The sequence below is a fragment of the Sandaracinaceae bacterium genome (assembly GCA_016706685.1).
In the GTDB taxonomy this organism is placed as follows: Bacteria; Myxococcota_A; Polyangia; order Polyangiales; family Houyiibacteriaceae; genus JADJJE01.
In genome coordinates this window covers 289,867-313,475 of the sequence record JADJJE010000005.1, presented here as the reverse complement: position 1 = coordinate 313,475, position 23,609 = coordinate 289,867, and the positions used below count along the sequence as shown (strand labels likewise).

The window sequence follows — 23,609 nt, the reverse complement described above, 5'->3', positions numbered from 1 at the left end:
CGCCCGCGCCTTGGGTTTGAGGCGAAGACGCTTCCCAGCTCGTCGGCGCTGCGGTACTTCGCCTCCATGCGTTGTCACCTCATGAGTCTGCTTGCGTCCGGGTTGGTGATCTCCTGTGGCTCTCAGCAGCCAGGAGCGCAGGCGGAAGGACGCGACGACTCCCTGACGCAGGCCGACCCATCCACGGTCCTGGTTCACGGCAATATGGGGGTGATGGAGGTCACGCTAACGGGTGAGCCCGTGCGCCGGTTGCTGTCCGCACCCGTACAGGCGGCCGTTCGCCACGGCGAGGACGTCTTCGCGATCACGGGCGGCCAGCACGAGGCCCTCGGGGACGAGGATGATGTGATCACCGAGACGGCGCTGGTGCGCGTGTCGCTCCGTGACGGGAGCGCCCAGCGCGTGGCGCTGCTCGATCCCGTGCCGGGGCTCGACTGTGAGCAAGCACAGGTGCACTTGCTGCCGCTCACCGTGCAGAGCGCCTTCGACTTCCGCATGAACGCGTCGGGCGACGCGCTCTGCGTGAGGCGTCAAGACCGCAACGCGAACATGATGGACGTGGCCGTGCATCAACGGGTGTGGCTCGCCGACGGACGCGTCGAGTCCCGTGTCCTCCAGTGCGGTGAGCCGCGGGAAGAGCCTTTCGACTGTGGCGCGCTGCCCCGGCGCCCGGCTCCGCCGCCGGTGCGCGGTCATCGGGTGGAGGAAGGGCACATCGTGGCACCCGATGGAACCCGCCGGCCCATCGCGGGTGGCTTCGAGGAGGAACAGAGCTCGCCGTCAGGGAGCTGGGTGCTGCTGTCCGCGGTGGCCGAAGAGGGTGACTACATCCACCGCGCCCTGCTCCTGCTGGACCGACGCGGCGGCAGCGTTCACCCCTTGGGCCCCTCGTCGGACGGGGCCGCGCTGACGGACGCCGCCCTCGCGGACACGGCGTCGCTGCTGGGCGGGATGACCGTCCCCGGCGAGGCCTTCATCCGCTTCGTGAGCTGGGGCGGCGTCGAGTACCTGGTGGCGGACCAATTCCTGGTCACGCCGGGCGGTGGCACCGCGAACCTCATGGGCACGCCCATCCTGTAGCGCTCCTGTCCCCGCGCCCTGCCAGCGCTCACATGGCCGTGGCCGCGCCGCTTTCGTTCGCCCTCCGCACCTGGGTCGCGATGGCGTCCGCTGCAGGGGCCTTGCGCGCGTCGGCCAAGATGGCGTCGGCGCCGCCTCGCTTGGTCACCGCCTGTGCGAGCGCGGCCAGCCCCTCGTCCACCGTGACGCGCGGCGCGTAGCCCAGGTGCTCCCGGGCCGGCGACACGTCGAACGACGTGCTGCGACCGCGGTGGATGACGTCGTTCAGGCTCAGCCCACCCACCCCCAGCCGCGCCTTCAGCGAAGCAAACCCAACGCCGGACCCGGTGCGTGGCGCCGGCAGCCCCAGCGCCTGGCAGAGCCCCGCGTAGAAGTCGCGCGCCAGCGTCATCTCGTCATCGGTCACGTGGTAGAGCGAGCCCGCAGCCCCCGCGCGCTGGGCGGAGAGCAGCACCGCCTCCGCCAGGTTGTCCACGTGGCAGGTGGCCACCAGGTTCTCGCCGCGGCCCACCAAGCGCACCCCGCCCGCGCGGGCTTCCCGCACCAGGCGCGGCAGCAGCCAGCGGTCGTCTGGCCCCCACACCGTGGCCGCGCGCAGCACCACGGTGGACATCTTCGCGTCGCCGAGGCCAATGACCAGCTCTTCGGCTTCGAGCTCGGCGCGAGCGTGCGCGGCCCGCGGCCGGTGGCCCAGGGCCTTGTCTTCGTTCCAGTTCACGCGGTCGTGGTTGGCCAGGGTCACGTCCACGCAGCCCACGTGCACGAAGCGCTTCACGCCCGCGTGGCGCGCCGCCTTGAGCGCGTTCTCGGTGCCGGCCACGTTGATCCAGCCCAGCACCTCGAGGCCCGCGTCGTGCGCGCACTCGCGCGCGGCGTGCACCGCCACGTCGCAGCCGGCGGCCGCTTTGGCCATGGCTTCGGGGTCGCCCAGGTCGCCAGCAAACCAGCGCACGTGGGCGCCGTCGATGGGCAGCGGCCCGCGCGTGAGGGCGTGCACGTCCACGCCCTCGGCCTCGAGCCGCCGCAGCACCGCCTGGCCGACCTGTCCGGTGGCCCCCGTCAAGAACACGCGCATCCCGTGCTCCTACCGCCTTCGGGGCACGCGTAGCAAGTGTCATGCTCGCTGTTGACACGGGGGATCCTTTTGCTAGGGTCCCGGCCGCGGAGAGCTGTCCGAGCGGTCAAAGGAGCTTGATTCGAAATCAAGTGTACCGGGAACGGTACCAAGGGTTCGAATCCCTTGCTCTCCTCCAAGGTCTGGTGTGGTTGGTCTTTGAACTTCTGAGTTTCGCCCGCGCGTCCTGCGCGCAGGTGGACTGATCAAGCCTGAGAGAGGCTCACGCCTCTCACCCTGGAGAGGTGACCGAGCGGTCGAAGGTGCACGACTGGAAATCGTGTGTGCCCGCGAGGGCACCGGGGGTTCGAATCCCTTCCTCTCCGCCAGGTCCGCGACGCCACCTTCGTTATAAGGGTGTGCCCGCGGCAACCTTCGTGCTACTTGGGTGTTCGTCTTCGGACACCCTCTATGGTCCTGCCAACGCTGGCCCGTGAACCCCGCCAGGCCCGGAAGGGAGCAACGGTAGCGGTCACCAGCGTGTGGTGGGGCCACTTTTAATTCCGGGGTCGGAGTCCGTGACCGGGTCTGGCGGTTTCGGGCTGGGTGCCCTAGGGTCCGGCGGGTCATGTCCGAAGATCTCGTCGTCGATGCGCGCATTACGCTGCCTGGAGCTAGTCTCTCCTGGACGGCGGCCCGTGCGAGCGGTCCCGGCGGGCAGAACGTGAACAAGGTCTCCACCAAGGTGGAGCTGCGGCTCGATCTGGACGCGGCAGAGCTGCCTGGGCCAGTGCGGCTGCGGCTCGAGGGGCTGGCGGGCCAGCGGCTAGGGCAAGATGGGTCCATCCGGATCGTGAGCGACGTGACGCGCAGCCAGCAGCGCAACCTGGAGGACGCGCGCGAACGCCTCCGGCAGCTGGTGGTGTCGGCGCTGCACGTGCCCAAGCGGCGCAGGCCCACCAAGCCCAGCAAGGGCGCGGTGCGCCGCCGGCTCGAGGGCAAGAGCCAGCGCTCGGAGGTGAAGCGGGGGCGCGGCAAGGTGCAGGGCGGGGAAGACTAGCCGACGCGGGTTGGGCCGGTGTCGCCCGGTGGCCAGCTGCCACGACGGGGCGACGGCCTTCCACCCCCGGCCGGTTTCCTGCTATCCCCGCTCTCGCGACCCCTCGCAGCCCCCCCGACCATGAGCCCCACCGACGAAGACTTCATGCGCGCCGCCATGGCGCAGGCCACGCTGGCCGCCCAGCAGGGGGAGGTCCCCGTGGGGGCGGTGGCCGTGCGCGCGGGCGAGATCATCGCGGTGGGTCGCAACCTGCGCGAGCGCAGCCAAGACCCCACGGCGCACGCGGAGCTCATCGCGCTGCGGGCGGCGGCGGCGCGGCTCGGCACGTTTCGGCTGGACGACGTGTGCATGTACGTGACCCTCGAGCCCTGCCCCATGTGCGCGGGCGCCATGGTCAACGGGCGGGTGCAGCGCGTGGTCTGGGGGGCCGACGACCCGAAGGCGGGCGCCACCCGCACGCTCTACCAACTGGGCGACGACCCGCGCCTGAACCACCGCTTCGAGGGCGTGGGGGGAGTGCTGGCCAGCGAGTGCGCCGAGCAGCTCTCGGCCTTCTTTCGTGCGCTGCGGGCCCAGCAGCGCGGCGACCGGCCGGCCCAACGCTGAATCCCGCGGGGAATCTCGCCGCAGGCTCCGCACAAGGATTGACACACGGGGGGGGCGGGGCTAAGAACCGGTCCCTGTCGGCCGGTCTCCGGACGGCACGGCATTGAAAAGTTTCTTTGGAGAGGTGGCCGAGTGGTCGAAGGCAATCGCTTGCTAAGCGGTCGTACCCGTTAAACGGTACCAAGGGTTCGAATCCCTTCCTCTCCACCAAGTGCGCTAGAGGCGCCAACTTTCCTTGACCGGCGAGTTTTGGCGACTAGAGTGCGCGCCTCGCTGGACGCGTGGCTCAATGGATAGAGCACCGGTCTACGGAACCGGGGGTTGGAGGTTCGAGTCCTCCCGCGTCCGCCAGCAAAGCCCTTGCGCTACCCGCGCCGGGGCTTTTTTCTTTGTTTTTCGACGGCGGCCCTCAGGGGCCGCCGTCGCTGCTTCGACGGGGGCGTGGGTCGGAGCGGGCGTCGCTGCTTGGGCGGGGGCGGTGAAGACCTGCCGAAAAGCAGCAGTCGGGGGTGGCGAGTGCCAAAAAGTTCCCCAATCCCCCTTGCCCAAGCGACGCAAGATGCGTATCAGAGGCATCCCGCGCAGGCTGCTGGGTCATGGGCCCTCTGCCGCGCACAACGACTCAACCGAGGTGACTCCGCGATGAAGATCCGACCCCTACAGGATCGCGTGCTCCTAGAGCGCGTGGAAGAAGAGAAGAAGACCAAGGGAGGCATCATCATCCCCGACACCGCCAAGGAGAAGCCCATCGAGGCGAAGATCGTGGCGGTTGGGAATGGTGCCGTGGGCGACGACGGCAAGGTCCGCCCCCTGACCGTGAAGAAGGGCGACCGCGTCCTCTTCGGCAAGTACTCGGGCACCGAAGTGAAGCTCGACGGACACGACTACATCATCATGCGCGAGTCCGACATTCTCGCGATTCTCGACTGAGGAGAGACTGAATCATGGCTGCCAAGCAGATCCTATTTGATGCAAACGCGCAGAAGCGCATCCTCGCCGGCGTCGACGCTCTCGCCAACGCGGTGAAGGTCACCCTCGGCCCCAAGGGCCGCAACGTCCTGCTCGAGAAGAGCTTCGGCGCGCCCCGCGTCACCAAGGACGGCGTCTCCGTCGCCAAGGAAATCGAGCTCCGCGACAAGTTCGAGAACATGGGCGCGCAGATGGTCAAGGAGGTCGCCTCCAAGACCAACGACGTCGCCGGTGACGGCACCACCACCGCCACGGTCCTGGCGCAGTCCATCTACCGTGAGGGCGCGCGCATGGTCGCCGCCGGCCACAACCCCATGGACATCAAGCGCGGCATCGACGCCGCCGTGGTCGCCGTGGTCGCCGAGATCGCCCGCATCACCAAGAAGGTGAACGGCACCGAGGGGATCATCCAGGTCGGCACCATCTCCGCCAACGGCAACGAAGAGGTCGGCCAGATGCTGGCCAAGGCCATGGCGAAGGTCGGCGAAGAGGGCGTCATCACCATCGAAGAGGCCAAGGGGCTCGAGTCCGAGCTCGAGGTCGTCGAGGGCATGCAGTTCGACCGCGGCTACCTGTCGCCGTACTTCGTGACCAACCAGGAGAAGATGCAAGTCATCCTGGAGGACGCCTACATCCTCATCCACGAGAAGAAGATCTCCAGCATGAAGGACTTGATCCCCGTGCTCGAGGCCGTGGCGCGCAGCCAGAAGCCGCTCGTCATCATCGCCGAGGACATCGAGGGCGAGGCCCTGGCCGCGCTCGTGGTGAACAAGCTGCGTGGCGCGCTGAACGTGGCCGCCGTCAAGGCGCCGGGCTTCGGTGACCGCCGCAAGGCCATGCTGCAGGACATCGCGGTGCTCACGGGCGCCGAGGTCATCAGCGAGGACCTGGGCATGCAGCTCGAGAACGTGACGCTGAGCTCGCTCGGTCACGCCAAGACCATCACGATGGACAAGGACAACACCACCATCGTGGGCGGTAAGGGCAAGAAGGCCGACATCACCGGTCGCGTGGAGCAGATCCGCCGCGAGATCGAGAACACCACCAGCGACTACGACCGCGAGAAGCTCCAGGAGCGTCTGGCGAAGCTGGCGGGTGGCGTGGCCGTCATCAAGGTCGGCGCCGCGAGCGAGATCGAGATGAAGGAGAAGAAGGACCTGGTCGAGGACGCGCTCAACGCGACCCGCGCCGCGGTCGAAGAGGGCGTCGTGCCCGGTGGTGGCGTTGCCCTCATCCGCGCGCAGTCGGCTCTCGACAAGCTGGACCTCTCGCCCGAGCAGATGATCGGCGTCGCCATCATTCGCCGCGCCATCGAGGAGCCCCTCCGCCAGATCGCCGCGAACGCGGGCCACGAGGCCTCGGTCGTGGTGAACGAGGTCCGCAAGTCGAAGGGCGGCCACGGCTTCAACGCCCGCACCGAGCAGTACGAGGACCTCTTGAAGGCGGGCGTCATCGACCCGGCCAAGGTCGTCCGCACCGCGCTGCAGAACGCTGGCTCGGTCGCCGGCCTCATGCTCACCACGCAGGCCCTCATCGCCGAGGAGCCCTCGAAGGACGACGGCGGCGGCGCCGGCGGCGGTGGCGGCGGCATGGGCGGCATGGGCGGCATGGGCGGCATGGGCGGCATGGGCTTCTGAGCCCCGCTCGGCATCCGTGCTGAAACGAAGCAGCCCTCGGCGGAGACGCCGGGGGCTTTTTCGTGGCTCGCGCAAGGGCTACTCGGTGGGTTCCATCGGGGCCGGGCGCTGCCAGTGGTTTGCGCCGCGTTGCACCTCGAGGGTGCCGCCGAGCTCTTCGGTGTCGCTCGGCTCGAGGATGGGCGAGTACCAGAGCTCGGCCACGATGCGCTCGGCGGTGACGTCGAGCAGGCCGTACCCGTGGCGCACCAAGTCCACGAACGCGAACTGCGGGTTGGCGGCGCGCGCGCCGCGGTCGATCGCGTTCACCAGCGTCTGTGAGCCGTTGACCGACTCGTCCACGTTGCCGCGGCTGACGCTGCCGGGCATCAGCTCCACGCCGATGGAGCCAGCGCCGGTGGTGGCGCTGTACGGGGTGGCACCCGGGCGCGGGTCCGGCAGGTCGCTGGCCAACGTGATGTGGGCGTCGCCGCTGATGAACAAGTTGTCGTCATGGCCGCCGTCCGCCAGGAAGCCGAACAGCTGCGCGCGCGAGGCCTCGAAAGCGTCCCAGGTGGAGCCGCCCAGGAGCGCCAGCGAGCCCTCGATGGGCGCCACGATCTTCTGGGAGCCGATGACCCGCCAGGCCGAGTCCGAAGCGCTGATCTGGCTGGTGAGCCACGCATACTGGGTGGCGCCCAGGATACTGGCCTCGTCGCTGCCGGGCACCAGGCTCTCCTCGCGGAAGAGCAGCACGTCGGTGATCAAGAGGTCCAGCAGGCTTCCGAAGCGCACGCGGCGGTAGGCGATCTCGGGGGCGTCCACGCTCACCGGAGGCGTGATGGCGTTCCACTCGCGGAAGGCCTGCACCCCGCCGCCGAAGTCGGCTTCGCGCTGCTCGAGGTCGTGGTTGTCCCAGATCATCACCCAGGGGAGCGAGGCCCGCGCGGCGCGCAGGTTCGGGTCTGTCAGGTAGTACGCGTGACGCCCGCGCCAGCCGGCCACGTCGTCGGGCACCACGGGCTCGGGCATGGGCACGCGCACGCGCTCCTCGTCGTCCACGAAGTCGTAGAGGTAGTCGCCCAGGTGCACCAGCGCGTCCACGTCGGTGCGCTCGGCGATGCGCCCGTAGGCGTTGAAGTAGCCCGAGTAGATGCTGCTGCACGACACCACCGCCAGGCGCACGCGCTCGGCGCCCGGCTCGGGCGTGGTGCGTGTGCGGCCCAGCTCGGAGCGCTCGCCGTCGGCGCTGGTGAAGCGGTAGTAGTAGGTGGTGCCGGGCGCGAGGCCGTCCACGCGCACCTGCACGGTGTGGTCGGCGCCCGGGCGTGGCGCTCACGCTGCCCTCGGCCACCAACGGCGAGAAGTCGGGCGTGGTCGCCACCTCGTAGTCCACGCTCTCGGCGCTGGCTGCGTCGGCGGGTGTGACGCGCGTCCACAGGTACACGTGGTCGGCGCCGGGGTCACCGGACGCCACGCCGTGGGCAAAGGGCCCGCAGGCCGGCACCAGGCCCAGGCGCTCGTCCACTTGCGCCGCGTCGGGGGAAACCAGGATGCGCTGCACCAGGGTGCCGGCGCCGTTGTGCAGCGTCAGCTCCGTCTCCGTGAGCACCGCCGGCGCCCGGAAGTGCACCAGCCCCTCGGTGTCGACTTCGGGGTGCAGGAGCGGGAAGCCGCGCAGCGTGTAGGGCCCCCGGTCGGGGTTCACGGCCGGCAGCGTGAGCGCCTGGCACATGCTGGCCTGGGTCACGGGGATCACGCGCTCCTCGCAGCCCGAGGTGCTGAAGGGCGAGGCGACCACGGCGAGGGCGGCCAGCGCGGCGGGCAGACGCACCTGAAAGTTCATCATGCCGCGAGGTTGCGTGCCGGCTGCCACACGGCGGTGGCGGCTGCGTGACGATCCCGTTGCCGAGCCGGCGCTCAGCCCAGGCTCACCGGGCGCTCGCTCGGGGCGCCGGTCTTCGCCGTGAGGCGTGCCCCCTCCGGCGTGCGCTGGCTGGTGGTGCGCACCCCGCTGCGACCCGCGGCCAAGAGCGCTGCCTCCACACCGGCGGTGAGCGCCACGATGTCGAGGTCGTCCATCTCGGGCCAGCCGGTGATGTCCAGCACCACGTGCCCGGTGCCGTGCTGAGTCACCGTGAGCGTGCCCTTGTCTACGGTCTTCGAGTAGAGCGTGCCCGCGCGGCGCACCAGGGCCTCGTCCGACGAGTTGGTCATGAGGATGCGCCAGACCGTGCGCAGCACCGTGCCGAAGCCCGCTACCACCACCTCGCGCACGAACGCCGCCGGAGTGCGCCCTGCCGCCTGCGCTACCGCGCGCGTGACGGCCGTGGCGGTGGACGCGCGGCACCAGCCCAGCAGCGAGAGCGCGTCGTATTCGTCGCGCTGCTCCAGCGTCACGGCGTTCAGCCCGCGCTCGAAGACGGTGTCGCCCACCAGGCGCTTCATGACGCGACGTTGCTCCAACAGCACCGCGCCGAAGACCTTCGCCTCCTGCGTCACGACCCGCACCCCGTCACGTGGCAGCGGGGAGCGCACGACAACAACCCACACATCGCGCGCGAGTGTCGCGCGAAACCGGGCGCCTGCCCAGCCCTGGCGAATGCTGGACTTCGACCTGCGTGTGGGCTTCCATCACTCTGGAACGCCCCCCTGTGAACGTCTGCCCCTGACTGCGAGGCTCGCCGTGCCCGATATTACTTCCGTCGAACCGAGCCGCCCCGCGCAGGACCCAACGCGCCTCTTCGAGGCCCAGCGCCGAGCGTACCGCAGCACGGGCAGCCCGGACTACGCGCTGCGGCGTGACCGCCTGCAGCGACTGCTGCGGGTCATCGAAGACAACGAGGAGGCGCTCGTGGACGCGATGCGCCTCGACTTCGGGCACCGGTCCCCGGTCGAGTCGCGCATGCTCGACATCGCGCTCACCATGGGCGACATCCGGCAGGACATCCGCCGGCTGAAGGGCTGGATGTCGCCCCGGCGCGTGGCCACGCCCCTCCACATGCGCCCGGCACGCTCGCGCATCATCCCGCAGCCGCTCGGCGTGGTGGGGGTCATCGGTCCGTGGAACTTCCCCGTCTACACCGCCATCCCGCCCGTGGCGGCGGCCATCGCGGCCGGCAACCGCGTCATGCTCAAGCCCAGCGAGCTCACCCCGCGCACCAGCGCGCTGCTGGCAGACGCCATCTCGAAGGTGTTCGCCGAGGACGAACTGGCCGTGGTCATCGGCGGCATCGACGTGGCCCGCGCCTTCTCGAGCCTGCCCTTCGATCACCTGTTCTTCACCGGCTCCACGGCGGTGGGCCGCGAGGTGGCCAAGGCGGCCGCCCTGAACCTCACGCCCGTCACCCTGGAGCTGGGCGGAAAGTCGCCGTGCGTGGTCACGCCCTCGGCCGACGTGGCGCTGGCCGCGACGAAGATTGTGTATGGGAAGCTGATCAACGCGGGGCAGGCGTGCATCGCGCCGGACTACGTGCTCCTGCCGCGCGGCAGCGAGCAAGCCTTCGCGCAGGCGGCGCAGGCGGCCGCCGCGAAGCACTACCCCACGCTGGCCGACAACCCCGACTTCACCGCGGTGTTCTCGGCCGGGCACTACGCTCGTCTCGAGGCGCTGGTGCGAGACGCCGAAGAGCAGGGTGCGCAGGTCACGCGCGTGAACCCCGCCAACGAGGCGCTCGACCCCGAGAAGCGCAAGATGCCCCTCACGCTGATCGCGGGCGCCACGGGCGCCATGCGGGTCATGCAGAGCGAGGTCTTCGGGCCGCTGCTGCCGGTGGTGAGCTACGACGAGCTGAGCGACGCGATCGCCTTCGTGAACGAGCGCGACCGGCCGCTGGCGCTCTATGCGTTCGGGAAGGCGGCGGACTGTGACCGCGTCCTACGAGAGACCGTGTCCGGGGGCGCGACCGTGAACGACGTGCTGTGGCACGTGGCGAACGAGAAGCTGCCCTTCGGTGGCGTGGGTCCGAGCGGGATGGGCGCGTACCACGGGCAGGCCGGCTTCGACACCTTCTCGCACCACAAGTCCGTGCTGTACCAGCCGGCGTTCAACGCCATCCCGCTGTTCTATCCGCCCTATGGCAAGACCATGGCCTTCATCGTGAACGTGCTGAAGAAGTTCATCTGACGGCTGCCTGCGCGGGATGTACTGTCTAGGGATGCGCACCGTCCCCACCTTCTGCCGTATCTGCGAGGCATCCTGCGGGCTCTTGGCCGATGTGGAGGGCGAGCGCGTGGTCGCGCTGCGACCCGACCCCGACCACGTGTCCTCGAAGGGCTTCGTGTGCATCAAGGGCATCCGCTACCTGGACGTGCACGACTCGCCGGACCGTGTGAAGACGCCCCTGCGACGCGTCCCCGGCACCGAGCGCTTCGAGCCCATCTCGTGGGAGACGGCGTTCCGGGAAATCGGCGAGCGCACGCGCGCCATCCGCGAGCGTCACGGCAAGCACGCCGTGGCCACCTTCCTGGGCAACCCGGCGGCGTTCAGCGTGGCGCACGCCATGTTCGCGGCGGCCTTCAGCAAGGGCCTCGGCACGCGCAACGCGTACGGGTCGTCCACGCAAGACTGCTCCAACAAGTTCGCGGTGGCCGAGCGCATGTACGGCTCGGCCATCCACCAGCCGGTGCCCGACCTGCAGCGCACGGACATGGTCATCCTGATCGGCACCAACCCGGCCATCAGCCAGATGAGCTTCGTGCACGCGCCCAACGCGGTGGACACCCTGCAGGGCATCGAGGCGCGCGGCGGGCGCGTGGTGCACGTGAACCCGCGCCGCACCGAGACGGCCGAGCGCGTGGGCCAGCAGGTGTTCATTCGCCCCGACACCGACGTGTTCTTCCTGCTGTCGTTCCTGCAGGTGCTCTTCGCCAACCATGATCCCGGCGAGGTGCCCCACGTGCGCGGGCAGCGCGTGCTGCGCGAGCTGGCGGCGGCCTACACGCCGGAGCGCACCGAGCCGGTGACGCGCGTGCCGGCCACCGTGCTGCGCGAGCTGGTAGCCGCGTTCGTGAACGCCAAGGGGGCAAGCGTCTACGCGTCCACGGGCCTCAACATGGGGCAGAGCGGCTCGGTGGCGTTCTGGCTGGTCAGCGCCATCAACGTGCTCAGCGGCAACCTGGACCGCGAGGGCGGCGCCATCGTGCCGCACGGCATGTTCCCGCTCGCCACGCTGGCCCATCACTCGGGCTTCGGGCGGGGTCATCAGCGCTCGCGCGTGGGCGGCTTCGAGGCCGTGCTGGACCAGCTGCCGGGCGCCATCCTGCCCGACGAGATCCTCACGCCGGGCGCCGATCAAGTGCGCGCGCTCTTCGTGACGGCCGGCAACCCCGTGCTCAGCTGCGCCAACGAGGCGCGCATGCGCGAGGCGCTCACGCAGCTGGAGCTGCTGGTGTGCATCGACCTGTTCCGCAACGAGACGGGCCAGCTGGCGCACTACGTGCTGCCGGGGCTGTCGTTCTTGGAGCGCAGCGACATCCCGCTGGGGGCGCAGGGCTTCATGAGCGAGCCCTACGTGCAGCACACGCCCGCCGTGGTGGAGCCCGACGGCGAGCAGCGCCACGAGTGGTGGATCTTCCGCGAGCTGGCGCACGCCATCGGCGTGCCGCTCATGGGGCTGCGCGCGAGCCAGGCGTGGGGCGCCTTCGATCGCACGTTGCGGCGGCTGCCGGTGCTGGGCCAGAAGCTGGCCTTCCACCCGGACCAGCTCTACGCGGGCATGATCGCGGCCACCGGGCAGACCACGCTGGGCGGCGTGCAGCAGCACCCGCACGGGCGCCCGCTGCGCCGCAAGCCGCCGGGCGACTTCCTGCCGGGGCGCTTGCTCACGGCGGACAAGCGCGTGGACCTGGCCCCGACCGACCTGGTCGCCGCGGCGCGCACGCTCGAGGCGCGCTTCGAGCAGGAGCTGGGCACGCTGTCCGAGCTGCGTCTCATCACCAAGCGCGAGCGCAACTCGCACAACTCGTGGATGCACAACGTGGAGGGCCTGGTGCGCGGCAAGCGCGCGCGCAACTACCTCTACATGCGGGCCGATGACGCGGCCACGCGGGGCCTCACCGACGGCGCGCTGGCCTGCGTGGAGGCCAACGGCAGGCAGCTCCGCGTGCACGTGCGCATCACCGACGACCTGGCTCCATGCGTGGTGGCGCTGCCGCACGGCTGGGGCCACGCCCGCGCCGAGGGCCTGCGCATCGCGCGCGCCACCGAGGGCGTGAACGCCAACTGGATCGCGGCCGACGGCCCCGACTCGGTGGAGCGCATCAGCGGCATGTCGCGCCTGACCGGCTTCCCGGTGCGCGTGAGCCCGGCGCTCGAGGTGGCGGCAGGCGCCTCCGCCACGGCCTGAACCCGCAGGCCCCATGCACAGGCCTCACAGGCTGGGGGGCGACCGCGGCGTTGCTGCGGCGAGCACCCCTTTGGTGGCACACTGAGCGCGATGAAACGCGCACTCGTACTCAGCAGCGGCGGCTCGCGGGGTCAGTTCCACGTCGGCGCGGTCAAGCACCTGATGGGTGACCTGCGGCAGCACTACGACATCTTCGCGGGCGTCAGCGTGGGGGCGCTCATCGCGGGGTTCCTCGCGCAGTACCCGAAGGGCGCCGAGGACGAAGCCGCCGACGGGCTGGTGGACCTGTTCACGCCGCTGAGCAGCAAGCACCTGTACCGCCCGTGGCGCATGGGCCTGATGAGCGGCTTCTGGAAGTCTTCGCTCTATGACGCGAGCCCTCTGCGTGAGCTGCTGCGCACCGCAGTGGACGTGCAGCGCGTGCGCGAGAACGGGAAGCAGCTGCTCTTTGGCGCCACGTCGCTCACCACAGGGGCCTACCGGTTGTTCTCGCAGGAGGACGAGCCCTTCCACGACTTGCTGTATGCGTCGGCGGCATTCCCGGTGGCCTTCGACCCCATCGAGATCGCGGGCGAGGTGTGGACCGACGGCGGCATCCGGGCGGTCACGCCGCTGGGCGCCGCCATCCGCGCGGGGGCCGACGCCGTGGACATGGTCCTGCTCACGCCCACGCAGCCGCACCCGCGCTTCGACCCCACCGCGTCGGCCATCGAGGTGGGCCTGCGCTGCCTCGACATCATGCTGGACGAGATCGTGGACAACGACGCCAAGATGGCCGCCATGATGAACCGCCTCATCGCCGAGGGCGGCTCGCTGCCGGGCAAGCGCCACGTGGAGATCCGCATCATCCGCCCGGACACGGAGCTGCCGGTGGTGAGCCACGTGTTCGATCCGCTTCACGCGGGGAGCATCCAGCGGCTGGGCTACGAGACCGCCAAGGCCGCGCTCGGCAGCTGAGCGCGCAGCTCACGCTCCGTCGTGCGCTACTCCCCCGAGAACCTGCGCAGCTCAGGGGTCAGACACTCCACCAAGCGGGCCCGCGTGGCCTGCACGCGTGCGCTCTTGCGCAGCGCCTCGGGGCTCAAGAGCCAGAGCCCGATGGACGTCTTCTCCACGGCACCCACGCGCGTGAGCTTCGGGTGCGCGTCGCCCACGAAGCAGGGCAGGCGCCCCTCGCCGAGGCCGGCCGCGATGCACTCGGCCATGGCCGAGTCGGTGGTGACGGCGATGGCGGAACGCGCGCCCGCCACGGGTGTGCTCTGGTCCCGCTCCGCGAGCCGGCCCGCGTAGAGCAGACGCTCGTCCTTGCGGCGGCCGGCCCTGCGGCGGTAGGTGGCCCAGCCCATCACGGAGAGGCGCGTGCCCACCAGCTCGGGCGGCGGCTCGGCGGTGGGCCGCAGCGCCAGGTCGGCGTCGCCCCGCTCGAGCGCGCGCGTGTCCGGCGTGGCGTCCAGCTCGAGGGTGAGCTCCGGGCACTGCTCGCTCAGGCGCGTGAGCGCGGGTAGGATGGACGCCACCAGCGAAGGCACCGTGGTCAGCCGCACGCGCCCACGCGGAACACCTTCCCGGCTCTCGAGCGCGCGCTGCACGCCCAGCAGCTCGTCTTCCACGCGAGCCGCGTGCTCGGCGATGACCTGGCCGGTCTCGGTGGGCGCGTACTCGCCTCCGAGGCGGTGGAAGAGCGCGAGGCCCGCGTGCTCTTCGGCGCGTTGCAGTCGGCGGAACGCGGTGGAGTGGTGCACCCCCAGCGCGTCGGCGGCCTGTTGCAGCCCCGCGCCCCGCGACAGCGCCAAGACCAGCGCGAGGTCCTCCCAGTCGAGGTTTGCATTCATGCAAACAAACTGTGCACACACGCTCGTGGACTTGCAACATCGCAATGAGCACCATGGGGTCATTCGAAGGAGCTGACCCATGACCACCACCACCATTCGCAAGGCCCGCGAGCGCGGCATGGCCAACCACGGCTGGCTGAAGAGCGCCCACACCTTCTCGTTCGCCGACTACTACGACCCGCAGCACATGGGCTTCGGTGTGCTGCGCGTGCTCAACGACGACCGCGTGGACGCCGGCGAGGGCTTCCCGCGCCACCCGCATCGCGACATGGAGATCGTGAGCTACGTGGTGGAGGGCGCGCTCGGCCACAAGGACACGCTCGGCACCGGTTCGGTCATTCGCCCCGGCGAGATCCAACGCATGACGGCCGGCCGCGGCATCGCGCACAGCGAGATGAACGCGTCGCAGGAGGAGGACGTGCGCTTCCTCCAGATCTGGTTCCTGCCGGCCGAGCGCAACACCGCGCCGGGCTACCAGCAGCAAGACTTCCCCTATGACCCGGCGCGCCCCATCGACCTGATGGTCACGCCCACCGGCGAAGGCGGCACCGTGAGCATCGGGCAGGACGTCCGCATCTTCCGCGTGCGCTTCGACGCCGCGGGCCATGCCGAGCACACGCTGCCGGCGGGGCGCGCGGCCTGGGTGCAGATCGTGCGTGGCACCTTGCGCGTGGACGGCGAGGCGCTGAGCGAAGGCGACGGCCTGGCCATCCACGACGAGGAGGCGGTCCGCACCCTCCGCGTGGAGGGTGACGCTGGCGCGGAAGCGCTTTTCCTGGAGCTGCCGAAAGTGAGCCATGCTTGAGGCCATGAGCGCTCCACCCCTCACTCTCGCCCTCTTCACCGGCAGCCTGCGTCCCGACGGAGTGAGCGCGGCCGCGGCCCACTCGGTCAAGTCGGTGCTGCCCGGGCACCTGCAGGCGGTGGATGTCGCCTTCGGGGGCTTCCCGCTCTACGACCCCCGCCTGCACCTGGGGCCGCTCGGCTCGCCCGACGGGGCCGACCTGCCCGAGCCCGTGCGCAGCGCCTACCGCGTGGTGCGCGACGCGGCGGGCGTCATCATCGTCACCCCCGAGTACAACTACGGCATCCCGGGCCCGCTCAAGAACGCGCTCGACTGGCTCTCGCGGCCGGGCTTCAAGAGCGTCTTCGCGGGCAAGCGCGTGGCGGTGCTGTCGGTGTCGCCCAGCCCCACCGGCGGCGTGCGCGCCCAGGGGGCGCTCAAGACGGTGCTCGGCGGCATGGTGGCGCAGGTGTTCCCGTTCCCCGAGGTGGCGCTGGCCGGGCCGTTTGCTGCCCGCGGCGACCACGGTGGCCTGGCCGAGGCGGCGGCGCGCGAGCGGGTGGCGGCGCTGGTCAACGCCTTCGTGGCCTCCCTGTAGCGCCCGCAGGCCAGCTCGCCCCGAGGCTCAGGCGCAGGCTCCCTCCAACCAAGCCGTGCTCCATGTACACACGCGTCTCGAGCGTCAGGAGCACGCGCGGGTGCGGGTGCGCGCCGAGGAGCACGCCCAGGCCCCCCGCGCGCAGGCGACTGGGCGTGGTGTAGGGCACGTCCTCGTTCACCGTGTACCCAGCAGCGTCGCGCAGCCACGTGTGGTTGAAGATCACCTGAGGCCCGACGCGCACCGGGCCCGCTCGGACGACGAGCCCCACGGACGCGTCCAGGCTCACGGCCACGCCGGGCAGTCGAACGGGCTCCGGCCCGAACCAGCCTGCGTCGAGGAAGGGCTCTTCGAACTTGAGCACGGGCTTGCCGGCCCCGACCCCGAGGGCCAGGCGCAGCCCCACCGCACGCGGCCCGAACACGGTCCAGGACGACTGCAGCACCGCCTCGCGCCGCGACAGCGCGATGCGGTACTGCGCGCCGTCGACGGTGCTGCGGCGCGCGATGACGCTCGTCAGCGCGAACGCCGTCCCCACCGTGAACTCGTGACGCGGCCTCGGTGCGCGGGGGCGTTCCGAGGTCGGCGTCGTGGAAGGAGTCGGCGGAGTGGGAGCGGGCTCCTCGGCCTCTGCCGGGCACGCCACACAGTCGACTTCGTCGGGCGGATCGGGTGGGTCGGGCAGTCCCAGCCATTGCGCGTGAACCAGGGCCGGGGCACCCGCCGTGGACCACAGCAAGAACGCCAGCACAGCGAACCGGAGCGTGCGCTGGACACCACGCCATGGGGCACCGCGTGGATGCGCTGGGACTGTGACGGCCTCTCGAGTCATCGACGTGCCTCCCCGCGTGCATCGGGCGCGCGCAGGTCAGGCACTCTGCAACCGGCGTGCCGTCAGCGCGTGCCTGCAGGAGGCCAGCGCGTGCTAGCCGGAAGCGGCCGTGAACGGGCGGGACGCCCCCGGCCCGCGTCCGCGACGAGGCACAGCGTGCGCGCGAGGCACACCCCTGTGCCTCAGCGGCACGACGCGGGAGCGGCGCTCACTGCGCTGCTGCTACGCGCCGTGCCTCGGGAGACGGGAACTCAGGGGACGCGCGTGAGCGTGGTGCCCGCGAGCGCACCCCGACGGCCGGCGCACGGCTCGTAGAGCAGCTCGAGGTTCACTTCGCCGCAGGCGTTGGCGTAGTTGAGGCGGTACTGACCGGCCTCGGTCTCCGTGCAACGCAGCGCAGCGGGGTTGGCGCGCGTGTCGGTGACCTGCAGCACGCCGTCCACGATGCGCGCCCGCATGGTGACGCTGGCCGTGACGGGCTCGCCGAAGCTGACGGTGGCGGTCGCGCCCCGCGCCACGATGCGCCCGGGCTGACCCGCCACGGGACCCGCCGCGCCCGGAGCGGTGAACGTCCACGTGCCGTTGAAGCTGCACGCGGCCTCGGCCGCTTGGGACTGCGCGCTCGACGCCCCCAGGAAGAGGTGGGTACCCACCGCCAGCGCGGCAGCGCAGGCGACGACACATGCTGAACGGAGTTTCATGACCCGCACCGTCGCGCCGAACCCGCCACCCTGTCAAGTCCACCCCCAGAGCGAGGCCGCGCCCCTTGACGTGCGCCCCGCTGCGGGTAGGGTGCCGCCTGTTTTCTTGGAGCAAAGACCAGTGGCGCGTTTTATCGATGAGCTGAAGCGGACCCATTCCTGCGGAGCCCTCCGCGACACGGACATCAACAACGAGGCCGTGCTGTTCGGCTGGGTCCAGAACCGCCGCGACCACGGCGGGTGCATCTTCATCGACCTGCGCGACCGCGACGGCATCACGCAGGTGGTCTTCGACCCCGAGCGCACGCCGGCGGAGGCCTTCAAGCAGGCCGAGCGCGCCCGCAGCGAGTGGGTCCTGGGCATCCGCGGCATGGTCAACGACCGCGGCCAGAAGGACGACGGCACCAGCCTGCGCAACACGCGCCTGGCCACGGGTGACGTGGAGCTCATCGCGCAGGAGGTCACCGTCTTCAACAAGGCCGAGACCCCTCCCTTCGAGATCGAAGACAACATCAAGACCAACGAGGACAAGCGCCTCGAGTACCGCTACCTGGACCTCCGCCGGCCCAAGCTGCAGCGCAACCTCATGATGCGCTCGAAGCTCAACCACGAGACGCGCAGCTACTTCCACGAGAACGCCTTCCTCGAGGTGGAGACGCCCTTCCTGGTGAAGTACACGCCGGGCGGCGCGCGCAACTTCCTGGTGCCCTCGCGCCTCTACCCCTCGCACTTCTACGCGCTGGCCGAGAGCCCGCAGCTCTTCAAGCAGATGCTCATGGTGGCGGGCTTCGAGCGCTACTTCCAGATCGTGCGCTGCTTCCGCGACGAGGACCTGCGCATCGACCGGCAGCCCGAGTTCACGCAGATCGACGTGGAGATGTCGTTCATCAACCAGGACGACCTCTTCAAGATGATCGAGGGCCTGGTCTTCCGTCTGTGGAAGGAAGTGCTGGGCATCGACCTGCTGGAGCGCTACCCGAGCGGCGCCTTCCCGCGCCTCAACTTCGCGGAGTCCATGCGGCGCTTCGGCAACGACAAGCCGGACATGCGCTTCGGCCTCGAGCACCATGACCTCACCGAGCTGGTGGTGGCGCACAAGGGTGGCGGCATCTCCATGCTGGAGCCCATGGCGCAGAAGTTCGCGGACGGCACCTACCGCAAGGACCTGCCCGAGGAGATCTGCAAGGCGCTGGTGGTGCCGAACGGCCACAACTTCTCGCGCAAGGACCTCGAGAGCCTCGAGAAGTACGTGAACGGCATGGGCGCCAAGGGCCTGGCCCGCGCCAAGGTGGAGGGCGCCGACGGTGCGTGGGTGCAGAGCCCGCTCGCCAAGATGGTCACCGACGAGTTCCGCCTGGCCGTGAACGCCGCGGTGGGCGCCCAGGACGGGGACCTCATCCTCTTCCAGTTCGGCAACGAGGCGCGCGTGCACGCCGTGATGGCCAACCTGCGCCTCCACCTGGGCAAGCTGCTCAAGCTCATCCCCGAGACGGGCAGCGCCGGCCACTGGAACCTGCTGTGGGTGGTGGACCCGCCGCTCTTCGAGCGCGAAGAGGGGGGCTGGGCCGCCGCGCACCACGTCTTCACGCGCCCGCACGACGAGTGCGTGGAGCTGCTGGAGACCGACCCCGGCAACGTGCTCTGCCACCGCTACGACTGCGTGCTCAACGGCTTCGAGATCGGCGGCGGCTCCATCCGCCTGCACGACCCCGAAGTGCAGAAGAAGGTCTTCGCCGTCATCGGCTTGTCGCAGGAGGAGGCCCAGGAGAAGTTCGGCTTCCTCCTCGACGCGCTCACCTACGGCGCTCCCCCGCACGGCGGCATCGCCGTGGGCATGGACCGCATCGCCATGCTGGCCGCCGAGACCGAGTCCATCCGCGACGTCATCGCCTTCCCGAAGACGCAGCGCGCCAACTGCCTGCTCACCAAGGCCCCCACGCTGGTCACCCCCGAGCAGCTGCTCGAGGTGCACTTGAAGACCATCGAGCCGAGCTGAAGCTCGTTCCGTGGGACGAGGTCGAGGCCCGGATCAACGGCGTCCTCGGATTCGAGAACAATCGCTACATGTAAACTGTTTGTACACACGCCAGGTTCATGCGGACTATGGGCTCGATGGGGAAAACGCAGTCTGGTGGTGCTGTTCGAGGCGTGATAGGTTGATAGCCGGTTGAGAATGTCACCGCTGCCACCTCCCGTCCCCCATTGGATGTCTACCATGCAGATCTTGCGTTCGTGGTTCGTCGTCTTCGCAGTGTTCGCCGCGTTCAGTCTCTCTTCTCTCGCGTGCGGGAGCCCCGATCCCCGTCGTGACGGCGGCCTCGACGAGGACGGCAGCACGGGCATGCCCGACGGCGGCGGTGGCAACACCGATGGCGGCGGCAACACCGATGGCGGCGGCAACACCGATGGCGGCGGCAACGTCCCCGATAGCGGCCTCCCTCCGGACTGTCGGACCGCCTGCTCGCAGAACGACTGCGGTGAGGTCCCGAACTGCGCGGGGGGCGTGCTCCAGTGCGCTAGCATGTGCGACACGGGTCTGACATGTAACCCGGCGACGAGCCGCTGCGAGTGCGAGGCGCTGACGGCCGCCGAGGCGTGCCCTGGACATTGCGGTGCGGTCACGAACGGGTGCGGAGGCATCTTGCAGTGCGACTCGACCAACGGCGGCGTCACCTGCGACGCGGACGAGACGTGTTCTGGCGCGAACAGCACCTGCGCTCCGGTGGGCCCCGGCCCATGCACGCCCATCACCTCGTGCGGGGGAAACACCTGCGGCATGATCCCCGATAGCTGCGGCATGTCCCTCGACTGCTGGCCCCAGGGCATGAGCGCCTGCCCTGCGGGCCAGGGCTGCGTCAACCCCACGCCGGGCGACCCCAGTAGCGGTCCGCTCGCTTGCCGCCAGGGCACCATCGCGTGCAACGGCTCGCTCTGCCCCAGCGTGCCGACCACATGCGACACGACCTCGCCCACGCGCCTGACGGGCACGGTGCGCACGCCGGGGCGCCCTGCTTCGACCGGCTTCATCAACCGAGTCCCCGTCCCCAACGCCATCGTCTACATCCCGGCGGATCCAGGCACCCCGCTGCCCGCGATCTTCGAGGGCGCGGAGGCCGGCAACCCGCTCGCCTGCGGGCGCTGCACGGATGAACGCTTCGTGGCGGACGGCCAGAGCGTGCTCGCGTCGGGCATCACCGACCACGCCGGCAACTTCACGTTGGAGGGGCGCATCCCGGTGGGCGTGGCCTTCAAGATGGTCATCAAGGTCGGTAAGTGGAGGCGCGTCGTCGATGTGCCGGCCGGCCAGACGACCGCATGCGCGAGCCGCGCGCTCGACCTCCAGTACACCCTGCTGAACGCGAGACACAACCCGGCGCAGGGCGATCACCTGCCGCACATCGCCGTGAGCACGGGCGAGGTGGACGCGATGGAGTGCGTGCTGCGCAACATCGGCGTCGCCGACGATCAGTTCACGATCGCGAGCGGCGCGGGCCGAGTCCACCTCTATCGAGGCGAGGGAGACCGCGGCGGTGCGCGCATGCCCACGTGCACCGGCACGTCCACCACGTCGAACACCACCTGCACGGGCAGGTACTACGACGTGGGCATGAGCACCGTCCGCAGCTGCACGTCTTCCAGCAACTATGGCTGCAACAACAACATGCCGGGCTGCGTGCGGCGCAACCAGGTCACGGCGTGCAACGCGACGATCAACCACGTACCCAATGCAGGTTGTGCCTCCGGTGCCAGCGGGTGCTCCTGGAGCGGCACCAACAGCGTGAGCGCCACCGAGCTCTACGGCAACGGGGGCGACGACAACAACGTTGGGCGGGCCAATGACTACGACATGGTCATCTTCGACTGCGAAGGCGAGTACGTGGACTTCAGCGGCCGGCGCGACACACGCATCCGAGAGTACGTGGCCAATGGCGGTCGCATGTTTGCGAGCCACTTCGCCTACACGTGGATCGAAGGCAACGGCACCCTCGATGACTCCGCAGAATGGGGACACAGTGGCTCGGCGGACACTGGCACGGGGCGGCTGTCGCTCCCTGTCGGCGCCGGGGTGAACGAGCGTGCTGGCGCCAACCCCGTCAAGAGCCTGGTGTTCCGTGATTGGCTCGACACGCTCGGCGCCCTGACATGGACCGGCACATCCCCGCGGTTCCCCATCTATCAGCCGCGTGACCGCGCGGGTCTCACCGTAGGCGCGAGCACGGACGAGTGGGTCTACCGCAACGCTGGCGATCCTTCCACTTCCAGAGTGCAGCAGCTCTCGTTCAACACGCCCTATGGCGCGAGCGAGACCACGGCGTGCGGACGTGTCGCGTACACGGGGTTCCACGTGGCGCAAGATGACGACAACAACGAGCTCAACCTCAACGACGCGGACGACTACTTCCCGTACGTCTGCCCGATTGGGCCGCTGCGCCCGCAGGAGCTGTCGCTGGTGTTCATGCTCTTCGACCTGAACGCCTGCGTCTCGGACGGAGACCCGCCCATGCCGCCCGTCTGCACCCCGCTGACGACAACGGAGCTGTGCCCCGGCGTGAACGACGCCTGTGGCTATCTCTCGGACGGCTGCGGCGGTCTGGTGGACTGCGGAGGCTGCGCTAGCGGAAACTACTGCAACGGCACGGTCTGCACGCCCGCCACTTGCACACCCCAGTCGTGCTCACAGCAAGGCTACGCCTGCGGCCAGTTCCCGGACGGCTGCGGCGGCATCGCCGACGGCGCCATGACGGACACCTGCGGAACCTGCCCCCCCGGCCAGAACTGCGGCCCGAACGGTCAGTGCACGGGGGATGTGTGCATCCCGAACGAAGACCCCTGCGACAGCCGCTCCTGCGGCAACGCGAGCGACGGCTGCGGCCAGACAGAGGAGTGCGGCTTCTGTGCGCCGAACGAGTTCTGTACCGCGAGCGGCATCTGTATCGGCTTCGAATGACCGGGTGGTAATAAGGCGTTCGCGGAGGCACTGGCCGTCGCCTTCGCGCGCGGGCGGGGCGAGACCTCGCTGAACCACACCTGCTCTCCGCTCGCGAAGAACTCCATGCCGAACAGGGCCCATAGATGGGATGAAGCGCCGCCGTTCCTCGCAGGTGGCACACTGAAAGCTGCGACGCGGAGCCGCGAAAGGAGACGCTGCTCGAGGCCTCGACGGAGAGTGAGTGGGTCGCGCGATGTCTCGAGCGGGTTGGCCACGAGGTGGTCATCGCCGACCCTGGATTCGCGCCGATGTATGCCACTCGAAGCCGGAAGGTGAAGACCGACCGACGCGATGCACGGTGCCTCGCGGAGGCCTGCCAGCTGGGCGCGTACCGGGCGGCGCATCGGACATCGGACGCGAGCCGTCACCTGCGCGACCTGGTGCTGACGCGCAAGCTCCAAGTCCGCATGCGGAGCCAGACCATCGTCACGCTGCGGTCCCTCCTGAGGCGAGAAGGGTTTCGCCTTCGGAGCGGCGCTGTCTCATCCTTCCGGACACTCCACGCCACGATGGACGACACCAGCCGCTTCTCGTCCGCCCGTGCCGTTCGCGCGTACCTGGGCCTGGTCCCCAGAGCGAGCGGTAAAGCGAGCCCACTCAGCCAGAGGGGGGGGCGAAAAGGGGGCGGCCAAGGTGTGTGGGGGGGGGGGGTGGCGGCGGGACGCGCGCTGGTGCGACCCAGGTGCAGGGTGCGGCAGAGGCCGCCCCGCGGGTGGGCCCCCCCCGGGTGGGACCAGGCCACCAGGCGGTCGAAGCGCTCGCGGTCATGCGGATGTGCGACCCGGCGTGAGTGCGGCGCCTTGGGCGGGTTAGACCCCCTCGGCGGTCGCCCGCAGGCTAGCATGCACAAGGTCTTGATGGCCTACCAGCGCGCCATCTCGGTCCGTGGACGCCCCCCCCCCCCCCCCCCCCCCCCCCCCCCCCCCCCCCCGTCCACCCCCCCCCCCCTCCCCCCCCCCCCGCCCCCCCCCCGGGCCCCCCTTCCGAGCGCCCCATTCGCGCCGTCGCACCGAAGCGCTGCCGTCGCCGCCGCAGGCCCCGCAGGTCGACCACAAAGCCGAAGCGGGCGCTCGTGACGCGGCCCCCCCGCCCCCCGGTTGCGCCGCCCCCCCGCCCCCCCGGCGCCCCCCCCCCCGGGGG

At 70.1% G+C, this 23,609-nt stretch carries 18 protein-coding genes, 4 tRNA genes, 1 other RNA gene and 2 pseudogenes; 18 read left to right on the top strand and 7 right to left on the bottom strand.

Features of this window, described 5'->3' with window-relative positions:
* The first annotated feature begins 66 nt into the window (after nucleotides 1-66).
* Entirely contained in the window at nucleotides 67-1,080 is a 1,014-nt protein-coding gene (locus IPI43_10935; protein MBK7774635.1) for a hypothetical protein, read from the top strand.
* Nucleotides 1,081-1,108: 28 nt separating this feature from the next.
* Here IPI43_10935 and IPI43_10930 read toward each other — a convergent pair whose 3' ends face one another.
* Nucleotides 1,109-2,155, bottom strand: a complete 1,047-nt coding sequence (locus IPI43_10930; GenBank protein MBK7774634.1) for an NAD-dependent epimerase/dehydratase family protein — start codon at nucleotides 2,153-2,155, stop codon at nucleotides 1,109-1,111.
* Nucleotides 2,156-2,243: 88 nt separating this feature from the next.
* Here IPI43_10930 and IPI43_10925 point away from each other — a divergent pair.
* From IPI43_10925 to groL, 9 genes are all read left to right on the top strand, one after another.
* A tRNA-Ser gene (locus IPI43_10925) sits at nucleotides 2,244-2,333 on the top strand.
* 100 nt (nucleotides 2,334-2,433) lie between these two features.
* Nucleotides 2,434-2,523: transfer RNA gene (locus tag IPI43_10920), tRNA-Ser, on the top strand.
* An 81-nt stretch (nucleotides 2,524-2,604) separates the two neighbouring features.
* Nucleotides 2,605-2,693, top strand: an RNA gene (gene ffs / locus IPI43_10915) — signal recognition particle sRNA small type.
* A gap of 69 nt (nucleotides 2,694-2,762) precedes the next feature.
* A complete protein-coding gene (arfB, locus tag IPI43_10910; GenBank protein ID MBK7774633.1) occupies nucleotides 2,763-3,194 on the top strand; it encodes an aminoacyl-tRNA hydrolase in 432 nt (143 codons plus the stop codon).
* Nucleotides 3,195-3,314: 120 nt separating this feature from the next.
* The gene (locus IPI43_10905; protein MBK7774632.1) at nucleotides 3,315-3,800 is read left to right on the top strand and encodes a nucleoside deaminase; all 486 of its coding nucleotides are present in this window, start codon (nucleotides 3,315-3,317) and stop codon (nucleotides 3,798-3,800) included.
* A 118-nt stretch (nucleotides 3,801-3,918) separates the two neighbouring features.
* Nucleotides 3,919-4,010, top strand: a tRNA-Ser gene (locus tag IPI43_10900).
* 65 nt (nucleotides 4,011-4,075) lie between these two features.
* A tRNA-Arg gene (locus tag IPI43_10895) sits at nucleotides 4,076-4,151 on the top strand.
* A 291-nt stretch (nucleotides 4,152-4,442) separates the two neighbouring features.
* Nucleotides 4,443-4,730: a co-chaperone GroES gene (gene groES / locus IPI43_10890; protein MBK7774631.1), complete on the top strand. Its 288-nt coding sequence runs from the start codon at nucleotides 4,443-4,445 to the stop codon at nucleotides 4,728-4,730.
* 14 nt (nucleotides 4,731-4,744) lie between these two features.
* Complete coding sequence (gene groL / locus IPI43_10885) at nucleotides 4,745-6,406, top strand: chaperonin GroEL (protein MBK7774630.1); 1,662 nt, start codon at nucleotides 4,745-4,747, stop codon at nucleotides 6,404-6,406.
* A 78-nt stretch (nucleotides 6,407-6,484) separates the two neighbouring features.
* Here the strand turns inward: groL and IPI43_10880 are convergent, their stop codons facing one another.
* The 3 genes and pseudogenes from IPI43_10880 to IPI43_10870 form a co-directional block, all read right to left on the bottom strand.
* Nucleotides 6,485-7,693 carry an alkaline phosphatase D family protein gene (locus IPI43_10880; protein ID MBK7774629.1) on the bottom strand — a complete coding sequence of 403 codons (1,209 nt, stop codon included), beginning with the start codon at nucleotides 7,691-7,693 and terminating at the stop codon, nucleotides 6,485-6,487.
* Between the two features lie 13 nt (nucleotides 7,694-7,706).
* Nucleotides 7,707-8,234, bottom strand: a pseudogene (locus IPI43_10875) (PhoD-like phosphatase N-terminal domain-containing protein).
* Between the two features lie 71 nt (nucleotides 8,235-8,305).
* The gene (locus IPI43_10870) at nucleotides 8,306-8,887 is read right to left on the bottom strand and encodes a hypothetical protein (protein ID MBK7774628.1); all 582 of its coding nucleotides are present in this window, start codon (nucleotides 8,885-8,887) and stop codon (nucleotides 8,306-8,308) included.
* Between the two features lie 100 nt (nucleotides 8,888-8,987).
* On the opposite strand from IPI43_10870, the gene IPI43_10865 reads away from it, so the two are divergent.
* The 3 genes from IPI43_10865 to IPI43_10855 all read left to right on the top strand — a co-directional run bounded on the left by IPI43_10865 (nucleotide 8,988) and on the right by IPI43_10855 (nucleotide 13,689).
* A complete protein-coding gene (locus IPI43_10865; GenBank protein MBK7774627.1) occupies nucleotides 8,988-10,511 on the top strand; it encodes a coniferyl aldehyde dehydrogenase in 1,524 nt (507 codons plus the stop codon).
* 31 nt (nucleotides 10,512-10,542) lie between these two features.
* Complete coding sequence (locus IPI43_10860; protein ID MBK7774626.1) at nucleotides 10,543-12,732, top strand: molybdopterin-dependent oxidoreductase; 2,190 nt, start codon at nucleotides 10,543-10,545, stop codon at nucleotides 12,730-12,732.
* Nucleotides 12,733-12,822: 90 nt separating this feature from the next.
* A complete protein-coding gene (locus tag IPI43_10855) occupies nucleotides 12,823-13,689 on the top strand; it encodes a patatin-like phospholipase family protein (protein ID MBK7774625.1) in 867 nt (288 codons plus the stop codon).
* A 26-nt stretch (nucleotides 13,690-13,715) separates the two neighbouring features.
* On the opposite strand, the gene IPI43_10850 is transcribed toward IPI43_10855, so the two are convergent.
* Entirely contained in the window at nucleotides 13,716-14,564 is an 849-nt protein-coding gene (locus IPI43_10850; protein MBK7774624.1) for a LysR family transcriptional regulator, read from the bottom strand.
* Between the two features lie 79 nt (nucleotides 14,565-14,643).
* Here IPI43_10850 and IPI43_10845 point away from each other — a divergent pair, with 79 nt between their 5' ends.
* Nucleotides 14,644-15,369, top strand: a complete 726-nt coding sequence (locus IPI43_10845; GenBank protein ID MBK7774623.1) for a pirin family protein — start codon at nucleotides 14,644-14,646, stop codon at nucleotides 15,367-15,369.
* Nucleotides 15,370-15,373: 4 nt separating this feature from the next.
* Nucleotides 15,374-15,946: an NAD(P)H-dependent oxidoreductase gene (locus IPI43_10840; protein ID MBK7774622.1), complete on the top strand. Its 573-nt coding sequence runs from the start codon at nucleotides 15,374-15,376 to the stop codon at nucleotides 15,944-15,946.
* Here the strand turns inward: IPI43_10840 and IPI43_10835 are convergent.
* Both IPI43_10835 and IPI43_10830 read right to left on the bottom strand, forming a co-directional pair.
* Nucleotides 15,921-16,484 carry a hypothetical protein gene (locus IPI43_10835; protein MBK7774621.1) on the bottom strand — a complete coding sequence of 188 codons (564 nt, stop codon included), beginning with the start codon at nucleotides 16,482-16,484 and terminating at the stop codon, nucleotides 15,921-15,923. The two genes, IPI43_10840 and IPI43_10835, sit on opposite strands and share 26 nt — an antisense overlap.
* A 545-nt stretch (nucleotides 16,485-17,029) precedes the next feature.
* The gene (locus IPI43_10830) at nucleotides 17,030-17,479 is read right to left on the bottom strand and encodes a hypothetical protein (GenBank protein ID MBK7774620.1); all 450 of its coding nucleotides are present in this window, start codon (nucleotides 17,477-17,479) and stop codon (nucleotides 17,030-17,032) included.
* A 121-nt stretch (nucleotides 17,480-17,600) separates the two neighbouring features.
* Between IPI43_10830 and aspS the strand changes: the two genes are divergently transcribed.
* The 3 genes and pseudogenes from aspS to IPI43_10815 all read left to right on the top strand — a co-directional run bounded on the left by aspS (nucleotide 17,601) and on the right by IPI43_10815 (nucleotide 22,918).
* Nucleotides 17,601-19,475, top strand: a complete 1,875-nt coding sequence (aspS, locus tag IPI43_10825; GenBank protein MBK7774619.1) for an aspartate--tRNA ligase — start codon at nucleotides 17,601-17,603, stop codon at nucleotides 19,473-19,475.
* A gap of 219 nt (nucleotides 19,476-19,694) precedes the next feature.
* Entirely contained in the window at nucleotides 19,695-22,427 is a 2,733-nt protein-coding gene (locus IPI43_10820) for a hypothetical protein (protein MBK7774618.1), read from the top strand.
* 197 nt (nucleotides 22,428-22,624) lie between these two features.
* Nucleotides 22,625-22,918, top strand: a pseudogene (locus tag IPI43_10815) (transposase).
* Nucleotides 22,919-23,609 lie beyond the last annotated feature (691 nt).

Excerpts from the sequence above, each read along its gene's own strand:
- IPI43_10935 (MBK7774635.1), top strand. The coding sequence starts at position 67 with ATGCGTTGTCACCTCATGAGTCTGCTTGCGTCCGGGTTGGTGATCTCC.
- IPI43_10930 (MBK7774634.1), bottom strand. The coding sequence starts at position 2,155 with ATGCGCGTGTTCTTGACGGGGGCCACCGGACAGGTCGGCCAGGCGGTG.
- arfB (MBK7774633.1), top strand. The coding sequence starts at position 2,763 with ATGTCCGAAGATCTCGTCGTCGATGCGCGCATTACGCTGCCTGGAGCT.
- IPI43_10905 (MBK7774632.1), top strand. The coding sequence starts at position 3,315 with ATGAGCCCCACCGACGAAGACTTCATGCGCGCCGCCATGGCGCAGGCC.
- groES (MBK7774631.1), top strand. The coding sequence starts at position 4,443 with ATGAAGATCCGACCCCTACAGGATCGCGTGCTCCTAGAGCGCGTGGAA.
- groL (MBK7774630.1), top strand. The coding sequence starts at position 4,745 with ATGGCTGCCAAGCAGATCCTATTTGATGCAAACGCGCAGAAGCGCATC.
- IPI43_10865 (MBK7774627.1), top strand. The coding sequence starts at position 8,988 with ATGCTGGACTTCGACCTGCGTGTGGGCTTCCATCACTCTGGAACGCCC.
- IPI43_10860 (MBK7774626.1), top strand. The coding sequence starts at position 10,543 with ATGCGCACCGTCCCCACCTTCTGCCGTATCTGCGAGGCATCCTGCGGG.
- IPI43_10855 (MBK7774625.1), top strand. The coding sequence starts at position 12,823 with ATGAAACGCGCACTCGTACTCAGCAGCGGCGGCTCGCGGGGTCAGTTC.
- IPI43_10850 (MBK7774624.1), bottom strand. The coding sequence starts at position 14,564 with ATGAATGCAAACCTCGACTGGGAGGACCTCGCGCTGGTCTTGGCGCTG.
- IPI43_10845 (MBK7774623.1), top strand. The coding sequence starts at position 14,644 with ATGACCACCACCACCATTCGCAAGGCCCGCGAGCGCGGCATGGCCAAC.
- IPI43_10840 (MBK7774622.1), top strand. The coding sequence starts at position 15,374 with ATGAGCGCTCCACCCCTCACTCTCGCCCTCTTCACCGGCAGCCTGCGT.
- IPI43_10830 (MBK7774620.1), bottom strand. The coding sequence starts at position 17,479 with ATGAAACTCCGTTCAGCATGTGTCGTCGCCTGCGCTGCCGCGCTGGCG.
- IPI43_10820 (MBK7774618.1), top strand. The coding sequence starts at position 19,695 with ATGCAGATCTTGCGTTCGTGGTTCGTCGTCTTCGCAGTGTTCGCCGCG.